Source organism: Streptomyces sp. NPDC050759, assembly GCF_044456945.1.
Taxonomy (GTDB): domain Bacteria; phylum Actinomycetota; class Actinomycetes; order Streptomycetales; family Streptomycetaceae; genus Streptomyces.
In genome coordinates this window covers 15,884-35,753 of the sequence record NZ_JBITGI010000029.1, presented here as the reverse complement: position 1 = coordinate 35,753, position 19,870 = coordinate 15,884, and the positions used below count along the sequence as shown (strand labels likewise).

Below are 19,870 nucleotides of genomic sequence, written 5' to 3'. Positions count from 1 at the left end.
GCGGTCCTGTCGTCTCACCCGGCCACCCGCAGCAGCAGCACCGCCCGCGCCGGGACCGTGATCGACGCCCCTGCCCGGTGCACCACGGCCGGCGCCTCCTCCTGCTCCTCCCTCGACGTGTCGACGACCACCTCGTACCGCTCCGCCCACGGCGGCCCCGGCAGCAGGAAGCTCGCCGGCCGGTCCCCGGCGTGCAGGACGGCGAGGAAGCTGTCGTCCACGATCGGCGCGCCGCGCTCGTCCCGGCCGGGGATGTCCCGCCCCGACAGATACATGCCGAGCGTGGCGGCGGGGGCGTACCAGTCCCGCTCCGTCATCTCCGTGCCGCGAGCCGTGAACCAGGCCAGGTCGCGCAGGCCGTCCGCGGAGTGGGCCCGCCCCGAGAAGAACGCCCGGCGCCTGAGCACCGGGTGCCGGTGACGTAGTTCGATCAGCCGGGCGGTGAGGTCGAACAGGGCCTTCCAGCCGGGGTCCTCCAGCAGACCCCAGTCCACCCAGCTGATCTCGTTGTCCTGGCAGTACGCGTTGTTGTTGCCGCGCTGGGTGCGACCCAGCTCGTCGCCCGCGACCAGCATCGGCACACCCGTCGACAGCAGCAGCGTGGTGAGCAGGTTCCTGAGCTGCCGCCGCCTGAGCGCCCGTACCCGCTCGTCGTCCGTCTCCCCCTCCGTCCCGCAGTTCCACGCCCGGTTGTCGTCCGTGCCGTCCCGGTTGCCCTCGCCGTTCGCCTCGTTGTGCTTCCGCTCGTACGACACCAGGTCCCGCAGGGTGAAACCGTCGTGCGCGGTGATGAAGTTGACCGAGGCGTACGGCCGGCGCCCGCCCCAGGCGTACAGGTCGCTGGAGCCGGACAGGCGGTAGCCCAGGTCCCGTACGTCCGGCAGTGCCCCCCGCCAGAAGTCGCGTACGGCGTTGCGGTAGCGGTCGTTCCACTCCGTCCACAGGGGCGGGAAGGCGCCCACCTGATAGCCCCCGGAGCCCACGTCCCAGGGCTCGGCGATCAGCTTCACGCGCCGCAGCACCGGGTCCTGGGCGATGACCGCGAGGAACGGGGACAGCATGTCGACGTCGTGCATGGAACGGGCCAGCGCGGCGGCCAGATCGAAGCGGAAGCCGTCCACGCCCATCTCCGTCACCCAGTAGCGCAGCGAGTCGGTGATCAGCCTCAGGACGTGCGGCTGGACCACGTGCAGGGTGTTGCCGCAGCCGGTGTAGTCCGCGTAGCGCCGGGCGTCGGACTGCAACCGGTAGTACCCCCGGTTGTCGATGCCCTTCAGGGACAGCGTGGGCCCCAGCTCGCCCGCCTCCGCGGTGTGGTTGTAGACCACGTCGAGGATGACCTCGATCCCGGCCTCGTGCAGCGCGCGCACCATGCGCTTGAACTCGCCGACCTGCTGGCCCGTCGTGCCGGAGGCGGCGTAGGCCGCGTGGGGCGCGAAGTAGCCGATGGAGTTGTAGCCCCAGTAGTTCTTGAGACCGCGCCGCAGCAGATGGTCCTCGTGCGCGAACTGGTGGACGGGGAGCAGCTCGACGGCCGTGACACCCAGCTTCACAAGGTGCTCGATCGCCGCCGGGTGCGCCAGCCCGGCGTACGTCCCGCGCAGTTCCTCGGGGATGCCGGGGTGCAGCGCGGTGAACCCCCGCACATGCACCTCGTAGATCACCGAGTCCGCCCACGGGGTCTTCGGACGGCGGTCCTCGGCCCAGTCGTCGTCATCGTGGACGACCACGCCCTTCGGGACGTACGGCGCCGAGTCCCGGTCGTCCCGTACGGTGTCCGCGACCTGCTGCTGGGGCCAGTCGCGGACATGGCCGTACACCTCGGGCGGCAGGCTGAAGTCGCCGTCCACCGCGCGGGCGTACGGGTCGAGGAGCAGCTTCGCCGGGTTCCAGCGGCCGCCGGTCCACGGGTCCCAGCGGCCGTGCACCCGGAAGCCGTAGCGCTGGCCGGGCATGACACCGGGCACGAAGCCGTGCCAGATCTCGTGGGTGAGCTCGGTGAGCCGGGCCCGGGTCTCCTTGCCGTCCGCGTCGAACAGACACAGCTCGACCGCCTCCGCCCCGCCCGCCCACAGCGCGAAGTTGGTTCCCGCCACCCCGTCCGGGCCGACCCGGAACCGGGCGCCCAGCGGTGTCGGCGCACCGGGCCACACCGGCACGGCGGGCACCTTGCGCTGCGCGCCGTTCACCAGCGCGGCGGGGCGCTCCTCGGCGGCTTCGGTCACCGCCTCCTGCTCGGCTGCGCTGGACACCGGTCGGCCTCCCACGGCTCATGGAGCAACGCGGAAAAGGGCGCACGGCGTCCCGGCCGCGACACCCCCTCGCGTCGTTCTCCCCACTGTTCTGCCCAGCGCGTGCCTCGCACTCACGTTTCGCTGCGCTTGCTTGGGCCGGATGTTCGAGGATCTGCCAGGTCAGGTTGTGGGGCGGCTGCGGGACGGTGGGGGGTTTGCCGCGCAGTTCCCCGCGCCCCCAAGGGCGCGTTCGTGTTGCCGTAGCGCCAAAGGGGTGCACGTGCCTGCGGCCACCGACCTCACGTTTCCCCAGGGTGGGCCCGGTCGTTGGGCTGGGTGTGAGGCATCGACAAGGGCGCGCTCGGCGCGCGGGGGCCGTTCTGGCCGCCGTCATGACATGGGCAGGACTGCTGGCCGGGGTCGCCGGCTGTACGGCGGACGGGGGTGGCGGGATCGGCGGTGTCGGCGGATTCGGGAAGCCTCCCGCGCCCGAGGACGTGATCAGGGTCGCGCCCGACGACGGCACCAAGGGCGTGCCGCCCGAGGAGCGGCTGCGGGTCCGGGTCCCCAGCGGCCGCCTCGAGTCGGTCACCGTCGTCAAGTCCCAGGACGCGCAGGACGTCCCGGTGCCCGGGCGCATCTCCGAGGACGGCCTGCGCTGGGAACCCGACGAGGCACAGCTGGCGCTGGCCGCCGAGTACACCGTCGACGCGGTCGCGCTCGACGCCCACGGCCGCCGCTCGGCCCGGCACACGACGTTCACCACCTACGTCCCCGAGGAACGTTTCATCGGGTACGTCAGCCCCGAGAACCGCTCCACAGTCGGCACCGGGATGATCGTCTCCCTGGAGTTCAACCGGGAGATCGAGCACCGCGCCGCCGTCGAACGCGCCGTACACGTCACCTCGAAGCCGCCCGTCGAGATCCGCCCGCACTGGTTCGGCGGCGGCCGCCTCGACTTCCGCCCCGAGCACTACTGGAGACCCGGCACCCGCGTGACGGTCGCGCTCGAACTCCGTGACGTGGAAGGGGCGTCCGGCGTCTACGGCCTCCAGGACCGGACCTTCTCCTTCACAGTGGGCCGCAGCCAGGTCTCCCTCGTCGACGCCGCCCGCCACACCATGCAGGTCAGACGGGACGGTGAACTGCTCGCCACCGTGCCGGTCACCGCGGGCGCCCCGAAGACGACCACGTACAACGGCAAGATGGTCGTCACCGAGATGCTCGAAGTGACCCGTATGAACAGCCGCACGGTCGGCTTCGGCGGCGAGTACGACATCCCCGACGTCCCGCACGCCCTGCGTCTGACCGACTCCGGCACCTTCGTGCACGGCAACTACTGGGCGCCCACCGCGCCCGGCAGGGTCAATGTCAGCCACGGCTGTGTGGGCCTCAGGGACGTGAAGGGCGGCAGCTCGGACACGCCCGCGGGTTGGTTCTTCGACCGCAGCCTGGTCGGGGACGTCGTCGAGGTCGTCCACAGCAATGACAAAAAGGTCGCTCCCGACAATGGCCTCGGCGGCTGGAATATGGGATGGAAGGAGTGGAAGGCGGGCAGTGCGGTGAAGTAACCCGACAGGGGGGCGGGTCGGCCCAACTTTCCGTTGAAGTTGGGACGGAATGGTGACCTTGGGCTCACACGATGCTCAAAACTCTGCGGTTAATATTCGCCGACGCGTTCGTGGAACGCGTTGGGGAGCGGGCCTGACCAGGCCCTTCGAGGGGAGAAAGACTTGAACGTGCGACCGATATCGGGGGCGTCGGTTGACGCGCGGGGGCGCGGGACCAAGGGGCTGCTGGCGCTGATACTCGGCGTTCTGCTGCTGGCCGTCACCGCATGCGGCGGGGGAGATTCCGGTTCCGGTGACGCCAAGGCCGAGAAGGGCGACTCGTCCGCCACCGAGACCAAGCAGTCCGAGGCGGTCGTCTCCATCACCCCGAAGGACGGGGCGAAGTCAGTCGACACCAGCGGCGCGCTCAAGGTCGGTGCCACCCAGGGCAAGTTGACCGAGGTCCAGGTCAAGGATGCCAAGGGCACCGCGATAGCAGGGAAGATATCCGGCGACGGCGCCTCCTGGACGCCGTCCACCCACCTCGCCTCCGGCACCGCCTACACCGTGCACGCGGTCGCGAAGGACGCCAAGGGCCGTACGGCGGCCGAGGACTCCCGCTTCACCACCCTGACCCCGAAGAACACCTTCACCGGCACGTTCACGCCCGAGGACGGTTCGACGGTCGGCGTCGGAATGCCGTTCTCCATCCGCTTCACCCGGGGCATCACCAGCCCCGCGGACGTCGAGAAGGCCATCACCATCAAGACCTCGCCCGCGGTCGACGTCGAGGGCCACTGGTTCGGCAACGACCGCCTGGACTTCCGTCCCGAGCAGTACTGGAAGGAAGGCACCAAGGTCACCGTCGACCTCAACCTGAACGGGGTCGAGGGCCGCGACGGCGTCTACGGCAAGCAGGACAAGACCGTCTCCTTCACCGTCGGCCGCAACCAGGTCTCCGTCGTGGACGCCAAGAAGCACACGATGAAGGTCACCCAGGACGGGAAGACCATCAAGACCCTCAAGGTGACCACCGGCAAGCCGGGTTACGACACCTGGAACGGCCAGATGGTCATCAGCGAGAAGCTCGCGGTGACCCGGATGAACGGCGACACCGTCGGCTACGGCGGCGAGTACGACATCAAGGACGTCCCGCACGCCTCCCGGCTGACCGACTCCGGCACCTTCATCCACGGCAACTACTGGGGCGGCGACGCCTTCGGCAACTACAACGCCAGCCACGGCTGCGTGGGCCTGCGTGACGTCAAGGGCGGTTACGACAGCGGTGTGCCGGCCGCCTGGTTCTTCAACCACTCGCTGATCGGTGACGTGGTCGTGGTCCAGAACTCCGACGACGCGACGGTCGCCCCGGACAACGGCCTCAACGGCTGGAACATGTCGTGGGAGAAGTGGAAGGCGTAGTCCGTACGACGATCAATGGCCCCGGTGTGAGGTACTGCACCGGGGCCATCGCGGTTAGCCTTCGTTAACCTGCTGGCATGACCGTGAATCTCGAAGTCGCCGAAGGTGTCGGCACCATCCGTCTCGACCGCCCGCCCATGAATGCGCTGGACGTGGCCACCCAGGACCGGTTGAAGGAGCTCGCCGAGGAGGCGACCCGGCGCGAGGACGTGCGCGCCGTGATCCTGTACGGCGGGGAGAAGGTGTTCGCGGCGGGCGCGGACATCAAGGAGATGCAGAACATGGATCACGCCGCGATGATCCTTCGCGCCCGCGCCCTCCAGGACGCGTTCACGGCCGTGGCCCGCATCCCCAAGCCCGTCGTCGCGGCCGTCACCGGCTACGCGCTCGGCGGCGGCTGCGAACTCGCGCTGTGCGCGGACTTCCGGATCGCCGCGGAGAACGCCAAGCTGGGGCAGCCGGAGATCCTGCTCGGCCTGATCCCCGGCGCGGGCGGCACCCAGCGGCTGGCTCGGCTGGTCGGCCCGTCCAAGGCGAAGGACCTGATCTTCACGGGTCGTATGGTCAAGGCCGACGAGGCGCTGACCCTGGGCCTCGTGGACCGGGTGGTGCCCGCCGACGAGGTGTACGCCGAGGCGCACGCCTGGGCGGCCAGGCTCGCGCAGGGGCCGGCGATCGCCCTGCGCGCGGCGAAGGAGTCGATCGACACGGGGCTGGAGACCGACATCGAGACGGGCCTCGCGGTGGAACGGAACTGGTTCGCCGGTCTGTTCGCCACGGAGGACCGCGAACGCGGCATGAAGAGCTTCGTCGAGGAGGGCCCCGGCAAGGCGAAATTCCTCTGAACCGCTTGCAATTGACGCGGTGTCTGATCCGGGTCCCTCGATGGGGCGGTTTATGGGAGCCTTAACGCAACCTTAAGTCTGCCTTGTCGAGGGAGTCGGTCGATTGCCTCCCAGTGAGCCTCCGCCGCAGGTCAGCAGGGCTGCCGAAGACACCGAACTGCCGCTGGCATATGCCGATCGACCCCGTCGGAACGACGCATTCCGGGGGGCGTATTCGTCAGGAACGGCCCCGGAGGGCGCTGGGGGCGGCCATGATGGGGGCATGGCGGGGCTGGAGGGTTTCGAACAGCCGCGGGGAGACGGCCGTACGACGGCGGCGCGCTGGTCTCCGGCGGTCGAGGACGAGCACGCACTGAAGGCGCTCGAACTGTTCGGGAATCCCACGGAGGCCGAGGTTCCGTTGCCGTCCAGGCCGGAGTCCGCGGCGGCCGCGCGGCGCCTGACCCAGGTGATCGTTCTTCGGCACTGGGGGCTCACTCCGAAGATGGCCGAGGACGCGGTGTTACTCGTGTCCGAGCTGGTGGGGAACGCGGTGCGGCATACGGGGGCGCGGGTGTTCGGTCTCAGAATGCGGCGTCGCCGGGGGTGGATCCGGATAGAGGTGCGGGATCCGTCCCGGGGGCTGCCCTGTCTGATGCCGGTGCAGGAGATGGATGTCAGCGGGCGGGGGCTGTTCCTCGTGGACAAGCTCTCGGACCGGTGGGGCGTGGACCTGCTGCCTCGTGGGAAGACCACCTGGTTCGAGATGCGGGTGGCTGACAGGTAGTCGGTGGGTCGATCAGCGTCATTCTCTGACATAACCCCTTAAATGGGGCGGGTGACCGCTACCGATCGTCGGGCAGTGCTGCTCGCCACCGCCGGGCTGGCGTTGGCCGCGGGATGTGCGAGCAGCAGTGGTGCCGCCGCCCCTCCAGTCCGTTCCGCCGGCGCAGCCCCCGCTCTCCCCGCCCAGCTCACCCACGGCCCCCGCGACCGCCCCCGGGTCGCCCTCACCTTTCACGGTGACGGTGATCCCGCGACCGCCCGTACCCTGCTCACCGAAGCCGAGAAGTACGGTGCCCGGGTCACCGTCCTCGCCGTGGGCACCTGGCTCGACGCCCACCCCGACCTCGCCCGCCGGATTCTCGACGGCGGCCACGACCTCGGCAACCACACCCTCCGCCACCTCGACATCAACGCGATGTCCGAGACCGAGGCCCGAGAAGAGATCACCGGGTGCGCGGAGCGGCTGAAGCGGCTCACCGGGTCGATCGGGACCTGGTTCCGGCCCTCCCGCACGCCCGTCGCCACCCCCCTCGTCACGCGGCTGGCCCAGGAGGCCGGCTACCCCCACGTCCTCTCCTACGACGTCGACTCCCTCGACTTCACCTCGCCCGGCGCCCCCGTCGTCGCCCGCAAGGTTCTCGCCGAGATCCGCGAAGGATCCGTGGTGAGCCTGCACTTCGGGTACGCCGACACGCTCGCCGCCCTCCCCGTCGTACTGGAAGAACTCGACCGGCGCGGCCTGGCCGCGGTGACCACCACGGAGCTGTTCAGCTGATGCGCCCCACACCCATGAAGCGCCACCTCGTGAAGAGCGCCCTGATCGCGGGCGCCGCGTGCGTCGCCCTCGCCGCCTGCGGCACCGGGTCCAAGGACGGGCCGGACCAGGGCCTGGGCACCAAGGCGGCCGTCCCCGCCCCGGTCAAACCGGTGCGGAAGCCGGTGCAGAAACTGGACCAGGGGCTGCCCGGGATGCCACCGGTCCTCGATCCGAAGGACGTGTACGCGGCCGACCGGCCCAACAGGCTGTCACCGGTGGTCAAGGACTTCCCGTCGCGGGTCTATGTGCCCAACACCGAGTCGGACACGGTCTCCGTCATCGACCCGAAGACGTACGAGGTCATCGAGACGATCCATGTGGGGCGGCAGCCCCAGCACGTCGTGCCCTCCTGGGACCTGAAGACCCTCTGGGTCAACAACGACCGCGGGCACAGCCTCACGCCGATCGACCCGAGGACCGGGAAGGCGGGCGAGCCGGTCCCGGTGCACGACCCGTACAACCTGTACTTCACACCGAACGGCAGGTACGCGGTGGTGATGGCCTCCCTCGACCGCGAACTCGTCTTCCGCGACCCGCACACCATGGAGCGGGTCAAGACCGTCCCGGTCAGCTGCTACGGCGTCAACCACGCCGACTTCTCCCTGGACGGGAGGTACTTCATCGTGTCCTGCGAGTTCAGCGGTGAGCTGCTGAAGGTCGACACCGAGAAGATGGAGGTGATCGGGCAGCAGAAGCTCCCCTTCGACGGAGCCATGCCGCAGGACGTCAAGGTCTCGCCGGACGGGAAGCGATTCTACGTCGCGGACATGATGGCCGACGGGATGTGGGTCCTGGACGGCGACACGTTCGGCGAGCCGACGCTGCTGCCCACCGGCAAGGGCACCCACGGTCTCTACGTCAGCCGCGACTCGCGCGAGATGTACGTCTCCAACCGTGGCGAAGGGACCGTCTCCGTCTTCGACTTCACCCGGAACAAGCTCACCAAGAAGTGGCATCTCCCCGACGGCGGCAGCCCCGACATGGGTGGCGTCTCGGCCGACGGCAAGGTCCTGTGGCTGTCCGGCCGCTACAACTCCGAGGTCTACGCCATCGACACCCGCACCGGCGCGCAGCTGGCCCGCGTCAAGGTCGGCAGCGGCCCGCACGGACTCGCCGTGTATCCGCAGCCGGGGCGGTACTCACTCGGGCACACCGGCATCTTCCGCTGAGCCGCCGAGGACGCGCGGGGTCGTGGCGAGCAGCACCGCCTCCGCGCCCACCGGACGGTAACCGGCCGCCTGGAACGCCCGCATGCTGCGGGCGTTGCCCGGGGAGACCTGGGCCCACAGCGGTTCCGTGACGAGATGCCTGGCCGCGGTCACCAGCGCACGCCCAAGCCCCCGGTGCCGTACGTCCTCGTCCACCTCCACCGAGACCTCCAGGCGACCGCCGACCCCGCGCCCCGTCACCAGCACCCCGCCCTGCGCCGTCCAGGCCCGGATGTCGTCGCGCCGCCTGCGGGCGTAGGCGATCCGGGGATGGTTCGCGTCCTCGATCTCCTGCAGCGCGAGCGGCGGTCCGCCCGGCAGCGGGTCGGCGACCAGCATCGCGTCGATGGTCTCGGACCTGCGCCCGGTCCGGTCCAGGAGGGCGGTCAGGAACCGCGGGTTCATGGTCGCGGCCAGCGCGTCGCAGTCCAGGCCGCGCAAAGTGGCGTGGACCCAGTCGGGGTCCTCGTCGGTGAAGACGACCGAGTGCGCCGTGAAGGACAGCACGCCGGCGTCCCGGTGGCACGCCTGCGGCACGACCGTCGTGCCGCCGTCCGCCGGCGGGAAGACACCGCGGGCCGCCGCGTCGAGAATGTCCCGCAAGGTCTCCATCACACCGCTCCTCGGGTCCTGGGTGGGCGCCGCACCCGAGACCGGGGCGGGCGGCTAATCTGACCTGCGGCAGTAAGCCAACAGGACACGACAAAGGCAAGAAAAGGGGCGGACCGGTGGCGCACATCGACATCGAGGAAGCACGCAAGCAGTTCGAGCGGATCGATGCGGACGGTGACGGCACCATCACCGCCGCCGAGTTCAAGTCCGCCCTGGCCCAGGGCGGCGACTGGAACGTGACCGAGTCGGTCGCCGAGGCCATCATCAAGAGCCGCGATCTGAACGGCGACAAGCTCCTGTCGTTCGACGAGTTCTGGGCCTTCCTGAACAAGTAGGGCCGACGGTGAAGGGGGCGCCTCGACGGGCGCCCCCTTCGTCATGCCCGGTCCCGGCCCCCGGGCGATCACACGATGTGGAGCGGCCGGTGCGGTCCGTCCGGCGGCTCGATCCCGATCGCTTCCCCGGGACGCACCACGCCTCCCACCGCGACGACACCCATGATCCCGGACCTGAAGCGGACGCCCCCGTCCGGACCCCGTCCGACGACCTCCTTCAGCAGGCCCTTGCGGAAGCCGTCGATCTGCGCACACGGATTCCGCAGGCCGGTCACCTCGACGACGGCCTCGTCGCCCAGATACAGCAGCGTCCCCACCGAGAGTCCCAGCAGGTCGACGCCCCGCGTCGTCACGTTCTCCCCGAGCTGCCCTGCGCCGACCTCGAACCCGGCCACGCGGAGCTCCTCGAACAACTCCTCGTGGATCAGGTGCACCTGCCGGAGGTTCGGCTGCGAGGGGTCCTTCTTCATCCGGGAACGGTGCTTGACCGTCGCTCCGCCATGCACATCCCCCTCCACGCCGAACCCGGCGAGCAGCGTGATGCTCTCGCGGTTCGGCTTGGTGAAGGAGTACGTCCCGTTGCTGCTGACCGCAGCTATCTTCCCGCCCATGGGGACAGCCTATGGTCAGGGCGCCGGTCAGGCGTCGGTCGCCCACTCCCGCAGGGCCGCCTTGCTCGCGAAGTCGGCGACGTTCTTGTCCACGGGGTCGTCGGTGTACTGGTGGAAGCGCCACTTGGCCTTGATGCGGGGCTTGCCGGCCGTGACGTAGTCGGCGATCCAGAGGCCGTCGCCGGCGTACGACGTGTTGTCCACGTCCAGCCAGTAGTGCCGGTTGCAGTACAGGACGACCCGGTTGTTCGGCCGCAGCTGCTTCACCTTGCGGATGAAGCTGTCCTTCTCCGCGTTGCTGGCGTGGGTGCCGTCGCCCGTCGTCTCCCAGTCGACCGCGAGGATGTCGCCGCCCTTCTCGGGTGCGTGTTTGACGAAGTACTCGGCCTGGGCGGTGAGATTGCCGGGCCAGAGGAAGTGGTAGAAGCCGACGACCAGTCCGGCGTCGCGGGCGTGCTTGGTCTGGGCGGAGAGTTTCGGGTTGGTGTAGGAGCGGCCCTCCGTCGCCTTGATGAAGACGAAGGAGAGGCCCTCCGTGCTGAAGGTGGACGACTGGTAGGCGCTGACATCGATGCCGCGGAGCATGTGGGGGCTCCCTGAAGTGTGGGTCGGGGGACGGGAGTTGATGATGCCCCACATGGTGGCGGAGGAACCACGGCGGCGCGCGGGCGCCGGTCCGGGCAGCGCCGCCGGCGGGGGCAGCCGTGCGGCGACCTCCCCGTCCGTGATGCCGACGGAGGAGATTGCACGGGACACGCCGTATGCGTCCGCCATGGCGAGAATCAGCCAATTTGTCACGACTCCGCTCTACGCCCCCGGCCCGCGCACCTCCGACCCCGGAACCGACCCACCCGTGGCCGGGCCGGCGCCTCCTGCCCGACTCGTTCCGTCTTCCAGGCGGCCTGCATCGCGCACGGCGACCCTGGGCACCTGACTCCATCCCGTGGCGTTGCCCGCACCGCTGGGCGACCGCCCGACGACACCACCCGGAGCGCTGGTCGCCATGAAGAGACGCGACACTCTGAAACTCGGTCTGCTCGGTACGGCAACTCTGCTCGTGAACCCGGTCTTCGTACGGGCCGCGCTGGGGTCCTCGGACGCCGAGGACCCCGATCCCGTGGTCCCTCCGTTCTCCGTCCCGCTCACCGTGCCGCCGACACTGAAGCCCGCCTCCACGGACTCCACGACCGACTACTACAAGATCGCGATGAAGCCGGCCGCAGTGGAGATCCTGCCGGGCCGGAAGACCGAGGTGCTCACCTACGCCGGGACGTTCCCCGGGCCCACGATCAGGGCACGGCGAGGGCGCCGGGTCCTCGTGACGTACACGAACCAGTTGGCCACCCCCGCGATCACCCATCTGCACGGTGGCCACGTGGCCGCGGACAGCGACGGCTACCCCATGGACGCCCTGGCCCCGGGCGGGTCCAAGACGGACCACTACCCGAACAAGCAGCCCGCGGCCACGCTCTGGTACCACGACCACGCCCACCATCTCGACTCCGAGCAGGTGTATCGCGGGCTCGCGGGCGCCTACCTGCTGAGCGATCCGGCCGAGCTGCGCCTGCCCCTGCCGAAGGGGGACTACGACATACCCCTGCTCATCAGGGACGCACGGTTCGACAGCACCGGCCAACTCGTCTACGAGCACGACGACTTCGCCGGTCGCAGCACCATGCTGGTCAACGGACGTCCGCAGCCGAACCTCGTCGTCAAGCCGTGCCGCTACCGGTTGCGCCTGATCAACGCCTCCAACATGGGCTTCTACACCCTCGCCCTGAGCAACGGGGCGGCGATGGCCCAGATCGCGGCCGACGGCGGACTGCTCGCCAAGCCTGCCGCGCGCACGTCCCTCACGCTCTGGCCGGGCGAAAGGGCCGAAGTCCTCGTCGACTTCTCCGCATACCCCGCGGGAACGAAGATCGTGCTGGAGAATCTGACGCCCATGTCGGATCCGCAGAAGCAGGTCATGCAGTTCGAGGTGGGCACCGGAGCCGCGGCGGCGAGCCCCGCGATCCCGGCCACCCTGGCGGAACCGATGGAGCTCGGCACGGAGACGGTGACCCGGAAGTTCGTCCTCAGCACCGACACCGCCGCGGTGAAGTTCCTCATCAACGGCCGGGAATTCGACCCGAACCGGGCCGACGCGACCATCAAACGGGGGAGCACCGAGATCTGGGAGATCACCAACAGCGACACCGGGGTCGGCATCCCGCACTCGATGCACCTCCACGCCACCCACTTCAAGGTGCTGGACCGCAACGGTGTGCCGGAGCCGGCGTACGACGCCGCTCCCAAGGACGTCGTACGCATCCCCGCGGGAGACACCGTCCGGATCAAGGCGACGTTCGACGCGTCTCCCGGGCGCTATGTGTTCCACTGCCACTTCCTGGACCACAACGCGAACATGCAGATGGGCCTGATGGAGATCATCGACTGAGGTCCGGCGGGCCGATCTCCCGAGCGGCGGCGCCCCCGTAGGCCCGGTCGACGCGCGCGGTCACCTCCGCCGCGCGGAGCCGGTACTCCTGGGTGCCGACCGACTCCAGCACCACCGTGGCCAGCACGCAGCCGAGTTGGGCCGCGCGCTCGTACGGCAGTTTCCGGACGACACCCGCGAGGAAGCCGGCACGGAACGCGTCGCCCACCCCGGTGGGGTCGGCGACCGTTTCGGTCGACACCGCGGGGACGTCCAGCCGTGGTGCTCCGTCGGCGAGGACGGAGACGCCCTCCGCACCGCGGGTGATGATCCAGGCCCCGACCCGCTTCAGGACCTCCCGTTCGTTCCAGCCGGTGCGTTCCCGCAGCAGGGCGGCCTCGTACTCGTTGGTGAACAGCCAGCGCTCCGTCCACCAGGTGTCTCGTCTGCTCCGCGTCGAGCCGGGCGAGTTGCTGGGAGGGGTCCGCCGCCACATCGACGCCCAGGCGGTGCGCGATCGAGGTGTGCCGCACCATGGCTTCCGGGTCGTCGGCGCCGACCAGGACGAGACCGACCTCGCCGGCCGTGTGCAGTACCTCGTCGAGTCGGATCTCGCGGGCTTCGCGCATGGCCCCGGCGTAGAAGGTGGCGATCTGGTTCTGGTCGTCGTCCGTCGTGCACACGAAGCGCGCGGTGTACTGCTCCTCGCTGATCCGGACCGACGCCGTGTCCACCCCGGCGGACCTCAACCGGCCGCCGTACTCGGCGAAGTCCCTGCCGGCCGCGCCGATCAGCACCGGCCGCAGCCCGAGCTGCGCGAGGCCGAAGGCGATGTTGGCCGCCACCCCGCCGTAGCGGATGTCGAGGCGATCGGCGAGGAAGGACAGGGACACCTTGTCGAGCTGCCCGTCGATCAGCTGGTCACCGAAGCGGCCCGGGAAGACCATCAGGTGATCGATCGCTATGGAACCGGTCACGGCGATACGCACGCTGTCTCTCCTTGGGAATGCGGAGCGGGACGGCACGGTTCGAGGGGACGTCCTACAGGCCCGCGGCCTTCTTCAGTGCCTCCACGCGGTCCGTCTTCTCCCACGTGAACTCGGGCAGCTCGCGGCCGAAGTGGCCGTACGCCGCCGTCAGGGAGTAGATCGGGCGCAGCAGGTCCAGGTCGCGGATGATGGCGGCCGGGCGGAGGTCGAAGACCTCGTCGATGGCCTTCTCGATCTTCTCGGTGTCGATCGTCGCGGTGCCGAAGGTCTCCACGAACAGACCCACCGGCTCGGCCTTGCCGATCGCGTAGGCGACCTGCACCTCGCAGCGCGAGGCCAGACCCGCGGCGACGACGTTCTTGGCGACCCAGCGCATGGCGTACGCGGCCGAGCGGTCCACCTTGGACGGGTCCTTGCCGGAGAAGGCCCCGCCGCCGTGGCGGGCCATACCGCCGTACGTGTCGATGATGATCTTGCGGCCGGTCAGGCCGGCGTCCCCCATCGGGCCGCCGATCTCGAAGCGGCCGGTCGGGTTGACCAGGAGACGGTAGCTCTCCGTGTCCAGCTTGATCCCGTCGTCCAGGAGCGCCTTCAGCTCCGGCTCCACGACGAACTCGCGGATGTCCGGGGCCAGCAGGGAGTCCAGGTCGATGTCGGACGCGTGCTGCGAGGAGACCACGACCGTGTCGAGACGGACGGCCTTGTCACCGTCGTACTCGATGGTGACCTGCGTCTTGCCGTCCGGCCGCAGGTAGGGGATGGTGCCGTTCTTGCGGACCTCGGACAGGCGCTTGGCCAGCCGGTGCGCCAGGAAGATCGGCAGCGGCATCAGGGTCGGGGTCTCGTCCGTCGCGTACCCGAACATCAGACCCTGGTCACCCGCACCCTGGCGATCGAGCTCGTCACCCTCCTCACCTGCGGCGGAACCCTCGACGCGGTTCTCGTACGCCGTGTCGACGCCCTGCGCGATGTCCGGGGACTGCGCGCCGATCGACACCGAGACCCCGCACGAGGCGCCGTCGAAGCCCTTCTTGGAGGAGTCGTAACCGATCTCCAGGATCTTGTCACGCACCAGCTGGGCGATCGGCGCGTAGGTCTTGGTGGTGACCTCACCGGCCACATGCACCAGGCCGGTCGTGATCAGGGTCTCGACCGCGACCCGGGACGTCGGGTCCTCCTTGAGGAGCGCGTCGAGGACGGTGTCACTGATCTGGTCAGCGATCTTGTCGGGGTGGCCCTCGGTCACGGACTCCGAGGTGAACAGACGACGGGACACAACGCTCCCTGGGGTTGCGGCGACTGTCGGGTTCGGGACGCTGTGCGGACTCACCAGTCGAGGCCGCCGTTGACCTCCAGCACATGCCCGTTGACGTACGCCGCCTGATCGCCGGCGAGGAACACGGCGGCGTCCGCCACTTCCTGCGCCGTGCCCGGCCGGCCCATCGCCAGCTTGGGCTTGAAGCGGTTCCACACCTCCTGATGTGCCGCGAGGGCCCTGCCCATCCCCTCGTCGATGATGCCGGGCGAGAGGCAGTTGACGGTGATTCCCTTGGCCACCAGCTCGATTGCGCATACCCGGGTGAGCATTTCCACGCCCGCTTTCGAAGCGGAGTAGGCGGCGGCTCCCACCGCCACCCGACCGGCCAGGGCCGAGGAGAGCGTGATGACGCGTGCGTACGGGGATTTCTCCAGATAGGGGACGGCCGCCTGAATGGAATGGAAAGTGCCCGTCAAATTCACGTCGATGACCTCACGCCAGTGCTCGGGCGACAACTGCGCGACGGGTCCGGGACGGCTGACGCCGGCATTCGCCACCAGGACGTCCACCTGACCGAAGCGCTCGGCGGCGGCCTCCAGCAACAGCCTTGCGGAATCGGCATCGGTGACATCGGCCCGGTGGAACGCGACGCGGCCGGGATATCGCTCGACCAGTTCGCCGATGTCGGCCTCGCCGCGAGCGGCGCCCAGCACAAGAGCGCCTTCCGCGAGAAACCGCCGCATGAGCACGCGGCCGAGACCCCTGCTCACCCCCGTGATGACCGCCGCACGTCCAGCGAGTGGTGCTTCCTGTGCCGGCATCGCCGCTCTCCTCTCCGCGGCCGCTGGGCCGATTCCGTACGGACCGCCGACTCAGGCTGCTGTCGGCGTCTGGAGACCGGATGGAGCCTGAAGCCAGGCCGTATACGGCTCGGCCGCCGGAACCGGAACGTGGACCGAGTGTCCGGCTGCCATCCAGTGAGCCTCCAGCGGCGGCGCGCACGCTCGACCGCGTCGGTCACCGGACACCGGAACAGGAGTCGAAAGTGAGCGGGGTGGATTCGTGGGTGCACTAGGGCAGAGGAAAGTCGTCGTCACCGGAATCGGGGTGATGGCTCCCGGAGGATCGGGAACGAAGGCATTCTGGGAGTTGATTTCCTCGGGCCGTACGGCGACGCGGGCGATTTCCCTCTTCGACGCTTCCGGTTTCCGTTCCCGGGTGGCGGCGGAGTGCGACTTCGATCCGGTGGCACACGGACTCACCCCGCAGGAAGTCCGGAGGATGGACCGTGCCGCCCAGTTCGCCGTCGTATGCGCCCGGGAGGCGCTGAGCGACAGCGGACTGCTCGACTCGGAGCCGGACCCCCAGCGCATCGGGGTGACGATAGGCAGCGCGGTGGGCTGCACCATGAGCCTGGACACCGAGTACTCCGTCGTCAGTGACGCGGGCCGGAAATGGCTCGTGGACCACACCTACGGGGTGCCCCATCTCTACGACTACTTCGTCCCCAGTTCCCTCGCGGCGGAGGTCGCCTGGACCGTCGGTGCGGAAGGCCCCACCACCGTGGTCTCGACGGGCTGCACCTCGGGCCTGGACGCGGTGGGTCACGCGGCCGAGCTGGTCCGGGAGGGGGCGGCCGACATCATGGTCGCGGGCGCCACGGACGCTCCGATCTCGCCGATCACCGTGGCCTGTTTCGACGCGATCCGGGCCACCACGGCGCGCAACGACGATCCCGAGCACGCCTCCCGGCCCTTCGACCGGAGCCGGGACGGCTTCGTGCTCGGGGAGGGAGCGGCGGTGTTCGTCCTGGAGGAACGCGAGCACGCACTGCGCCGCGGTGCTCGTGTCCATGCCGAGATCGCCGGTTTCGGAAACCGCTCCAACGCGTTCCACATGACCGGACTCAGGCCGGACGGGCGGGAGATGGCCGAGGCCATCCGGGTCGCGTTGACGGAGGCGGCCGTGGAGGGGACGGAGGTCGACTACATCAACGCGCACGGCTCCGGAACCAAGCAGAACGACCTGCACGAGACGGCGGCCTTCAAGCGCAGTCTGGGCCGGCACGCCTACCGGACGCCGGTGAGTTCCATCAAGTCCATGATCGGACACTCGCTGGGGGCCATCGGCTCCCTGGAGATCGCCGCCTCGATCCTGTCGATCGCCAACGACCTGGTGCCGCCGACGGCCAACCTCCACGACCCCGACCCCCGGTGCGACCTCGACTACGTGCCGCTGCACGCCCGCGAACAGCTCACCGACGTGGTGCTCACGGTCGGCAGCGGATTCGGCGGCTTCCAGAGCGCGATGGTGCTCGTGTCCCCGGAGAGGTCCGCCGCATGACGACCACAGTCGCACACAGCGAAACGGCCGCCCCGGCCCGCACGGCCGCCGCGGTCGTCACCGGCCTCGGTGTGGTCGCCCCCAACGGGATCGGCATCGAGGAGTTCTGGTCCGCGACGGTACGGGGCACATGCGCCATCGGTCCCCTCACCCGCTTCGTGGCGGACGGCTACCCGGCACGCCTGGCCGGTGAGATCAGGGACTTCGACCCCCGTGAGCGCCTTCCGAGCATGCTGCTGACGCAGACCGACCGTATGACCCAGCTCGCCCTGCACGCCGCGGACTTGGCTCTGGCGGACGCGGGGATCGATCCGGCGGCCCGGCACGAGTACGACATGGGTGTGATGACCGCCAGTTCGGCGGGAGGCTTCGAGTTCGGCCAGCGTGAACTGGAGAAGCTGTGGGCGAAGGGCAGTCGCTTTGTGAGCGCCTATCAGTCCTTCGCCTGGTTCTACGCGGTCAACACCGGGCAGATCGCCATCCGCCACGGTATGCGCGGGCCGACCGGTGTGCTGGTCGGCGAACAGGCCGGAGGCCTGGACGTGATCGGTCAGGCGCGTCGGCAGATCCGCAAGGGAACAGGCGTGGTCGTCACCGGCGGCGTGGACAGTGCGCTGTGCCCCTGGGGCTGGGTCGCGCAGCTGGCGGGTGGCCGGATCAGCGAGCGTGACGATCCCGCCGGTGCCTATCTTCCCTTCTCCGCCGACGCCCAGGGACACGTTCCCGGTGAGGGGGGCGCGCTGCTGGTGCTCGAGAGCAGTGAGAGCGCCCAGGAGCGCGGCCTCGGTGAGGGGTACGGGCGGATCGCCGGCTACGCGGCGACGTTCGACCCCAGGCCGGACAGCGGCCGGGAACCGGGCCTGCGCCGGGCCGCGCAGCTGGCCCTCCACGACGCCGGCATCGCTCCCGGCGAGGTGGACGTGGTGTTCGCGGACGCCGCGGCAGTACCCGAATTGGACGTGGCCGAGGCGACCGCCCTGGCGGACCTCTTCGGTCGGCGCGCGGTGCCGGTCACGGCGCCCAAGAGCCTCCTCGGACGGCTCAACTCGGGCGGCGCGCCCCTCGACGTGGCCACCGCGCTGCTGGCCCTGCGCGACGGCGTGATCCCACCCTCGGTCGAACTGCCGACCCCGATGGCCGACCTGCCCATCGACCTGGTCCAGGGCCAGGCCCGGCATCAGCCGCTGCGGACCGCCCTGGTGCTCGCCCGGGGCCGGGGCGGATTCAACGCGGCCATGGTCGTCCGGGCGCCCGACGCGTCCGACCGGCGCGAGCACTGAACAACAGGCTGTTTCCCGGCATGTGATGACGTGAAAGGAAGATGACCATGGGGAATCGAGAGATCACCCTGGACGAGCTGCGGAGCCTGCTGCGCGGGGTCGCGGGCGAGACCGAGGCCGCGGATCTGGACGGCGACATCCTCGACCTGCGCTTCCAGGACCTCGGCTACGACTCGATAGCCGTTCTCGAACTCACCGCGCGGATCGAGCAGGAGCACGGGATCCACCTCAGCGACGAGGAGGTGGGCGACGCGGCAACCCCGCGCCGCTTCCTCGACCTCGTCAACCGGGTCGAGACGGCGTGAACCGGCGCACCCCGCGCCGAGCTGCCCAGCACCTGAGCCACCCTTCGTACCCCCACCTCAGCCCAGGAGCCCGAAATGACCAGTGAGCAGTCAGGTCCGGACGCACCGGTGGCGCTTGTCACGGGCGCCACCAGCGGTATCGGCTACGCGATCGCCCAGCGCCTCGGGCGCTCGGGACATCGCGTCTACATCTGTGCGCGCAACGCCGACACCCTCTCCGTCACGCTCAAGGAACTGCGTGCGGAGGGAGTGGACATCGACGGCACCCCGGCGGACGTGCGCTCCACCGACGAGGTGCGCACGCTCGTGTCCGAGGCGGTCCGCCGGTACGGTCCGCTGAGCGTCCTCGTCAACAACGCCGGCCGCAGCGGAGGCGGAGTCACCGCGGACATCGCGGACCAGCTCTGGCTCGATGTCATCGAGACCAATCTGAACAGCGTCTTCCGCGTCACCCGCGAGGCCCTCACCACCGGCGGCATGCTCGCGGCCGGCAAGGGCCGGGTCATCAACATCGCCTCCACCGGAGGCAAGCAGGGAGTCGTCCTCGGAGCGCCGTACTCCGCGTCCAAGCACGGCGTCGTGGGCTTCACCAAGGCGCTCGGCCTGGAACTCGCCAAGACCGGGATCACCGTCAACGCGGTGTGCCCCGGTTACGTCGAGACGCCGATGGCCCAGCGGGTCCGTGAGGGATACGCGCAGGCCTGGGACGTGTCGGTGGAGCAGATCCTGGAGCGCTTCGAGGCGAAGATCCCGCTGGGCCGCTACACGGCACCGGACGAGGTCGCCGCGATGGTCGACTACCTCGTGTCGGAGGCGGCCGCCCCGGTGACCGCGCAGGCGCTCAACGTCTGCGGCGGCCTGGGCAACTACTGAGCGA

General features: G+C 69.7%; 18 protein-coding genes and 1 pseudogene. 12 read left to right on the top strand and 7 right to left on the bottom strand.

Annotation, left to right across the window (positions count from 1 at the left end; all coding sequences use genetic code 11):
• Positions 1–14: 14 nt before the first annotated feature.
• Positions 15–2,252: a glycogen debranching protein GlgX gene (glgX, locus tag ACIBJB_RS45390; RefSeq protein WP_398940031.1), complete on the bottom strand. Its 2,238-nt coding sequence runs from the start codon at positions 2,250–2,252 to the stop codon at positions 15–17.
• A gap of 374 nt (positions 2,253–2,626) precedes the next feature.
• Here glgX and ACIBJB_RS45385 point away from each other — a divergent pair, with 374 nt between their 5' ends.
• The 6 genes from ACIBJB_RS45385 to ACIBJB_RS45360 all read left to right on the top strand — a co-directional run bounded on the left by ACIBJB_RS45385 (position 2,627) and on the right by ACIBJB_RS45360 (position 8,802).
• Positions 2,627–3,805 carry an Ig-like domain-containing protein gene (locus ACIBJB_RS45385; protein WP_398940030.1) on the top strand — a complete coding sequence of 393 codons (1,179 nt, stop codon included), beginning with the start codon at positions 2,627–2,629 and terminating at the stop codon, positions 3,803–3,805.
• 162 nt (positions 3,806–3,967) lie between these two features.
• On the top strand, positions 3,968–5,206 hold the full coding sequence (locus tag ACIBJB_RS45380; protein ID WP_398940029.1) for an Ig-like domain-containing protein: 1,239 nt from the start codon (positions 3,968–3,970) through the stop codon (positions 5,204–5,206).
• 77 nt (positions 5,207–5,283) lie between these two features.
• Positions 5,284–6,051, top strand: coding sequence for an enoyl-CoA hydratase/isomerase family protein (locus tag ACIBJB_RS45375; RefSeq protein ID WP_398940028.1), 768 nt, complete (start codon positions 5,284–5,286; stop codon positions 6,049–6,051).
• Between the two features lie 157 nt (positions 6,052–6,208).
• The gene (locus tag ACIBJB_RS45370; protein ID WP_398940072.1) at positions 6,209–6,817 is read left to right on the top strand and encodes an ATP-binding protein; all 609 of its coding nucleotides are present in this window, start codon (positions 6,209–6,211) and stop codon (positions 6,815–6,817) included.
• A gap of 42 nt (positions 6,818–6,859) precedes the next feature.
• Positions 6,860–7,591, top strand: coding sequence for a polysaccharide deacetylase family protein (locus ACIBJB_RS45365; protein WP_398940027.1), 732 nt, complete (start codon positions 6,860–6,862; stop codon positions 7,589–7,591).
• Positions 7,591–8,802: a hypothetical protein gene (locus ACIBJB_RS45360; protein ID WP_398940026.1), complete on the top strand. Its 1,212-nt coding sequence runs from the start codon at positions 7,591–7,593 to the stop codon at positions 8,800–8,802. Before ACIBJB_RS45365 ends, ACIBJB_RS45360 begins: the two co-directional genes overlap by 1 nt.
• On the opposite strand, the gene ACIBJB_RS45355 is transcribed toward ACIBJB_RS45360, so the two are convergent.
• Positions 8,773–9,453, bottom strand: a complete 681-nt coding sequence (locus ACIBJB_RS45355; RefSeq protein ID WP_398940025.1) for a GNAT family N-acetyltransferase — start codon at positions 9,451–9,453, stop codon at positions 8,773–8,775. The two genes, ACIBJB_RS45360 and ACIBJB_RS45355, sit on opposite strands and share 30 nt — an antisense overlap.
• A 116-nt stretch (positions 9,454–9,569) precedes the next feature.
• Here ACIBJB_RS45355 and ACIBJB_RS45350 point away from each other — a divergent pair, with 116 nt between their 5' ends.
• Positions 9,570–9,788, top strand: a complete 219-nt coding sequence (locus ACIBJB_RS45350; protein WP_020121116.1) for an EF-hand domain-containing protein — start codon at positions 9,570–9,572, stop codon at positions 9,786–9,788.
• Between the two features lie 68 nt (positions 9,789–9,856).
• Here ACIBJB_RS45350 and ACIBJB_RS45345 read toward each other — a convergent pair whose 3' ends face one another.
• Together ACIBJB_RS45345 and ACIBJB_RS45340 are read right to left on the bottom strand one after the other, a co-directional pair.
• A complete protein-coding gene (locus ACIBJB_RS45345; protein WP_398940024.1) occupies positions 9,857–10,399 on the bottom strand; it encodes an MOSC domain-containing protein in 543 nt (180 codons plus the stop codon).
• 27 nt (positions 10,400–10,426) lie between these two features.
• Positions 10,427–10,984 (bottom strand): glycoside hydrolase family 25 protein, encoded by a 558-nt coding sequence (locus ACIBJB_RS45340; protein WP_398940071.1) that lies wholly within the window; start codon positions 10,982–10,984, stop codon positions 10,427–10,429.
• A gap of 418 nt (positions 10,985–11,402) precedes the next feature.
• On the opposite strand from ACIBJB_RS45340, the gene ACIBJB_RS45335 reads away from it, so the two are divergent.
• Positions 11,403–12,839 carry a multicopper oxidase family protein gene (locus ACIBJB_RS45335; RefSeq protein WP_398940023.1) on the top strand — a complete coding sequence of 479 codons (1,437 nt, stop codon included), beginning with the start codon at positions 11,403–11,405 and terminating at the stop codon, positions 12,837–12,839.
• Here ACIBJB_RS45335 and ACIBJB_RS45330 read toward each other — a convergent pair.
• The 3 genes and pseudogenes from ACIBJB_RS45330 to ACIBJB_RS45320 form a co-directional block, all read right to left on the bottom strand.
• Positions 12,829–13,807: pseudogene (locus ACIBJB_RS45330) on the bottom strand (carbohydrate kinase family protein). The gene ACIBJB_RS45335 and the pseudogene ACIBJB_RS45330 overlap by 11 nt on opposite strands.
• Before the next feature lie 52 nt (positions 13,808–13,859).
• Positions 13,860–15,083 (bottom strand): methionine adenosyltransferase, encoded by a 1,224-nt coding sequence (metK, locus tag ACIBJB_RS45325; protein WP_398940022.1) that lies wholly within the window; start codon positions 15,081–15,083, stop codon positions 13,860–13,862.
• A 50-nt stretch (positions 15,084–15,133) separates the two neighbouring features.
• Complete coding sequence (locus ACIBJB_RS45320; RefSeq protein WP_398940021.1) at positions 15,134–15,886, bottom strand: SDR family NAD(P)-dependent oxidoreductase; 753 nt, start codon at positions 15,884–15,886, stop codon at positions 15,134–15,136.
• 241 nt (positions 15,887–16,127) lie between these two features.
• On the opposite strand from ACIBJB_RS45320, the gene ACIBJB_RS45315 reads away from it, so the two are divergent.
• The 4 genes from ACIBJB_RS45315 to ACIBJB_RS45300 all read left to right on the top strand — a co-directional run bounded on the left by ACIBJB_RS45315 (position 16,128) and on the right by ACIBJB_RS45300 (position 19,866).
• Positions 16,128–17,408 (top strand): beta-ketoacyl-[acyl-carrier-protein] synthase family protein, encoded by a 1,281-nt coding sequence (locus tag ACIBJB_RS45315; RefSeq protein ID WP_398940020.1) that lies wholly within the window; start codon positions 16,128–16,130, stop codon positions 17,406–17,408.
• Complete coding sequence (locus tag ACIBJB_RS45310) at positions 17,405–18,688, top strand: ketosynthase chain-length factor (protein ID WP_398940019.1); 1,284 nt, start codon at positions 17,405–17,407, stop codon at positions 18,686–18,688. The genes ACIBJB_RS45315 and ACIBJB_RS45310 overlap by 4 nt, the downstream gene beginning before the upstream one ends.
• 47 nt (positions 18,689–18,735) lie before the next feature.
• A complete protein-coding gene (locus tag ACIBJB_RS45305; protein WP_398940018.1) occupies positions 18,736–18,993 on the top strand; it encodes an acyl carrier protein in 258 nt (85 codons plus the stop codon).
• 75 nt (positions 18,994–19,068) lie between these two features.
• A complete protein-coding gene (locus ACIBJB_RS45300) occupies positions 19,069–19,866 on the top strand; it encodes an SDR family NAD(P)-dependent oxidoreductase (RefSeq protein WP_398940017.1) in 798 nt (265 codons plus the stop codon).
• Positions 19,867–19,870 lie beyond the last annotated feature (4 nt).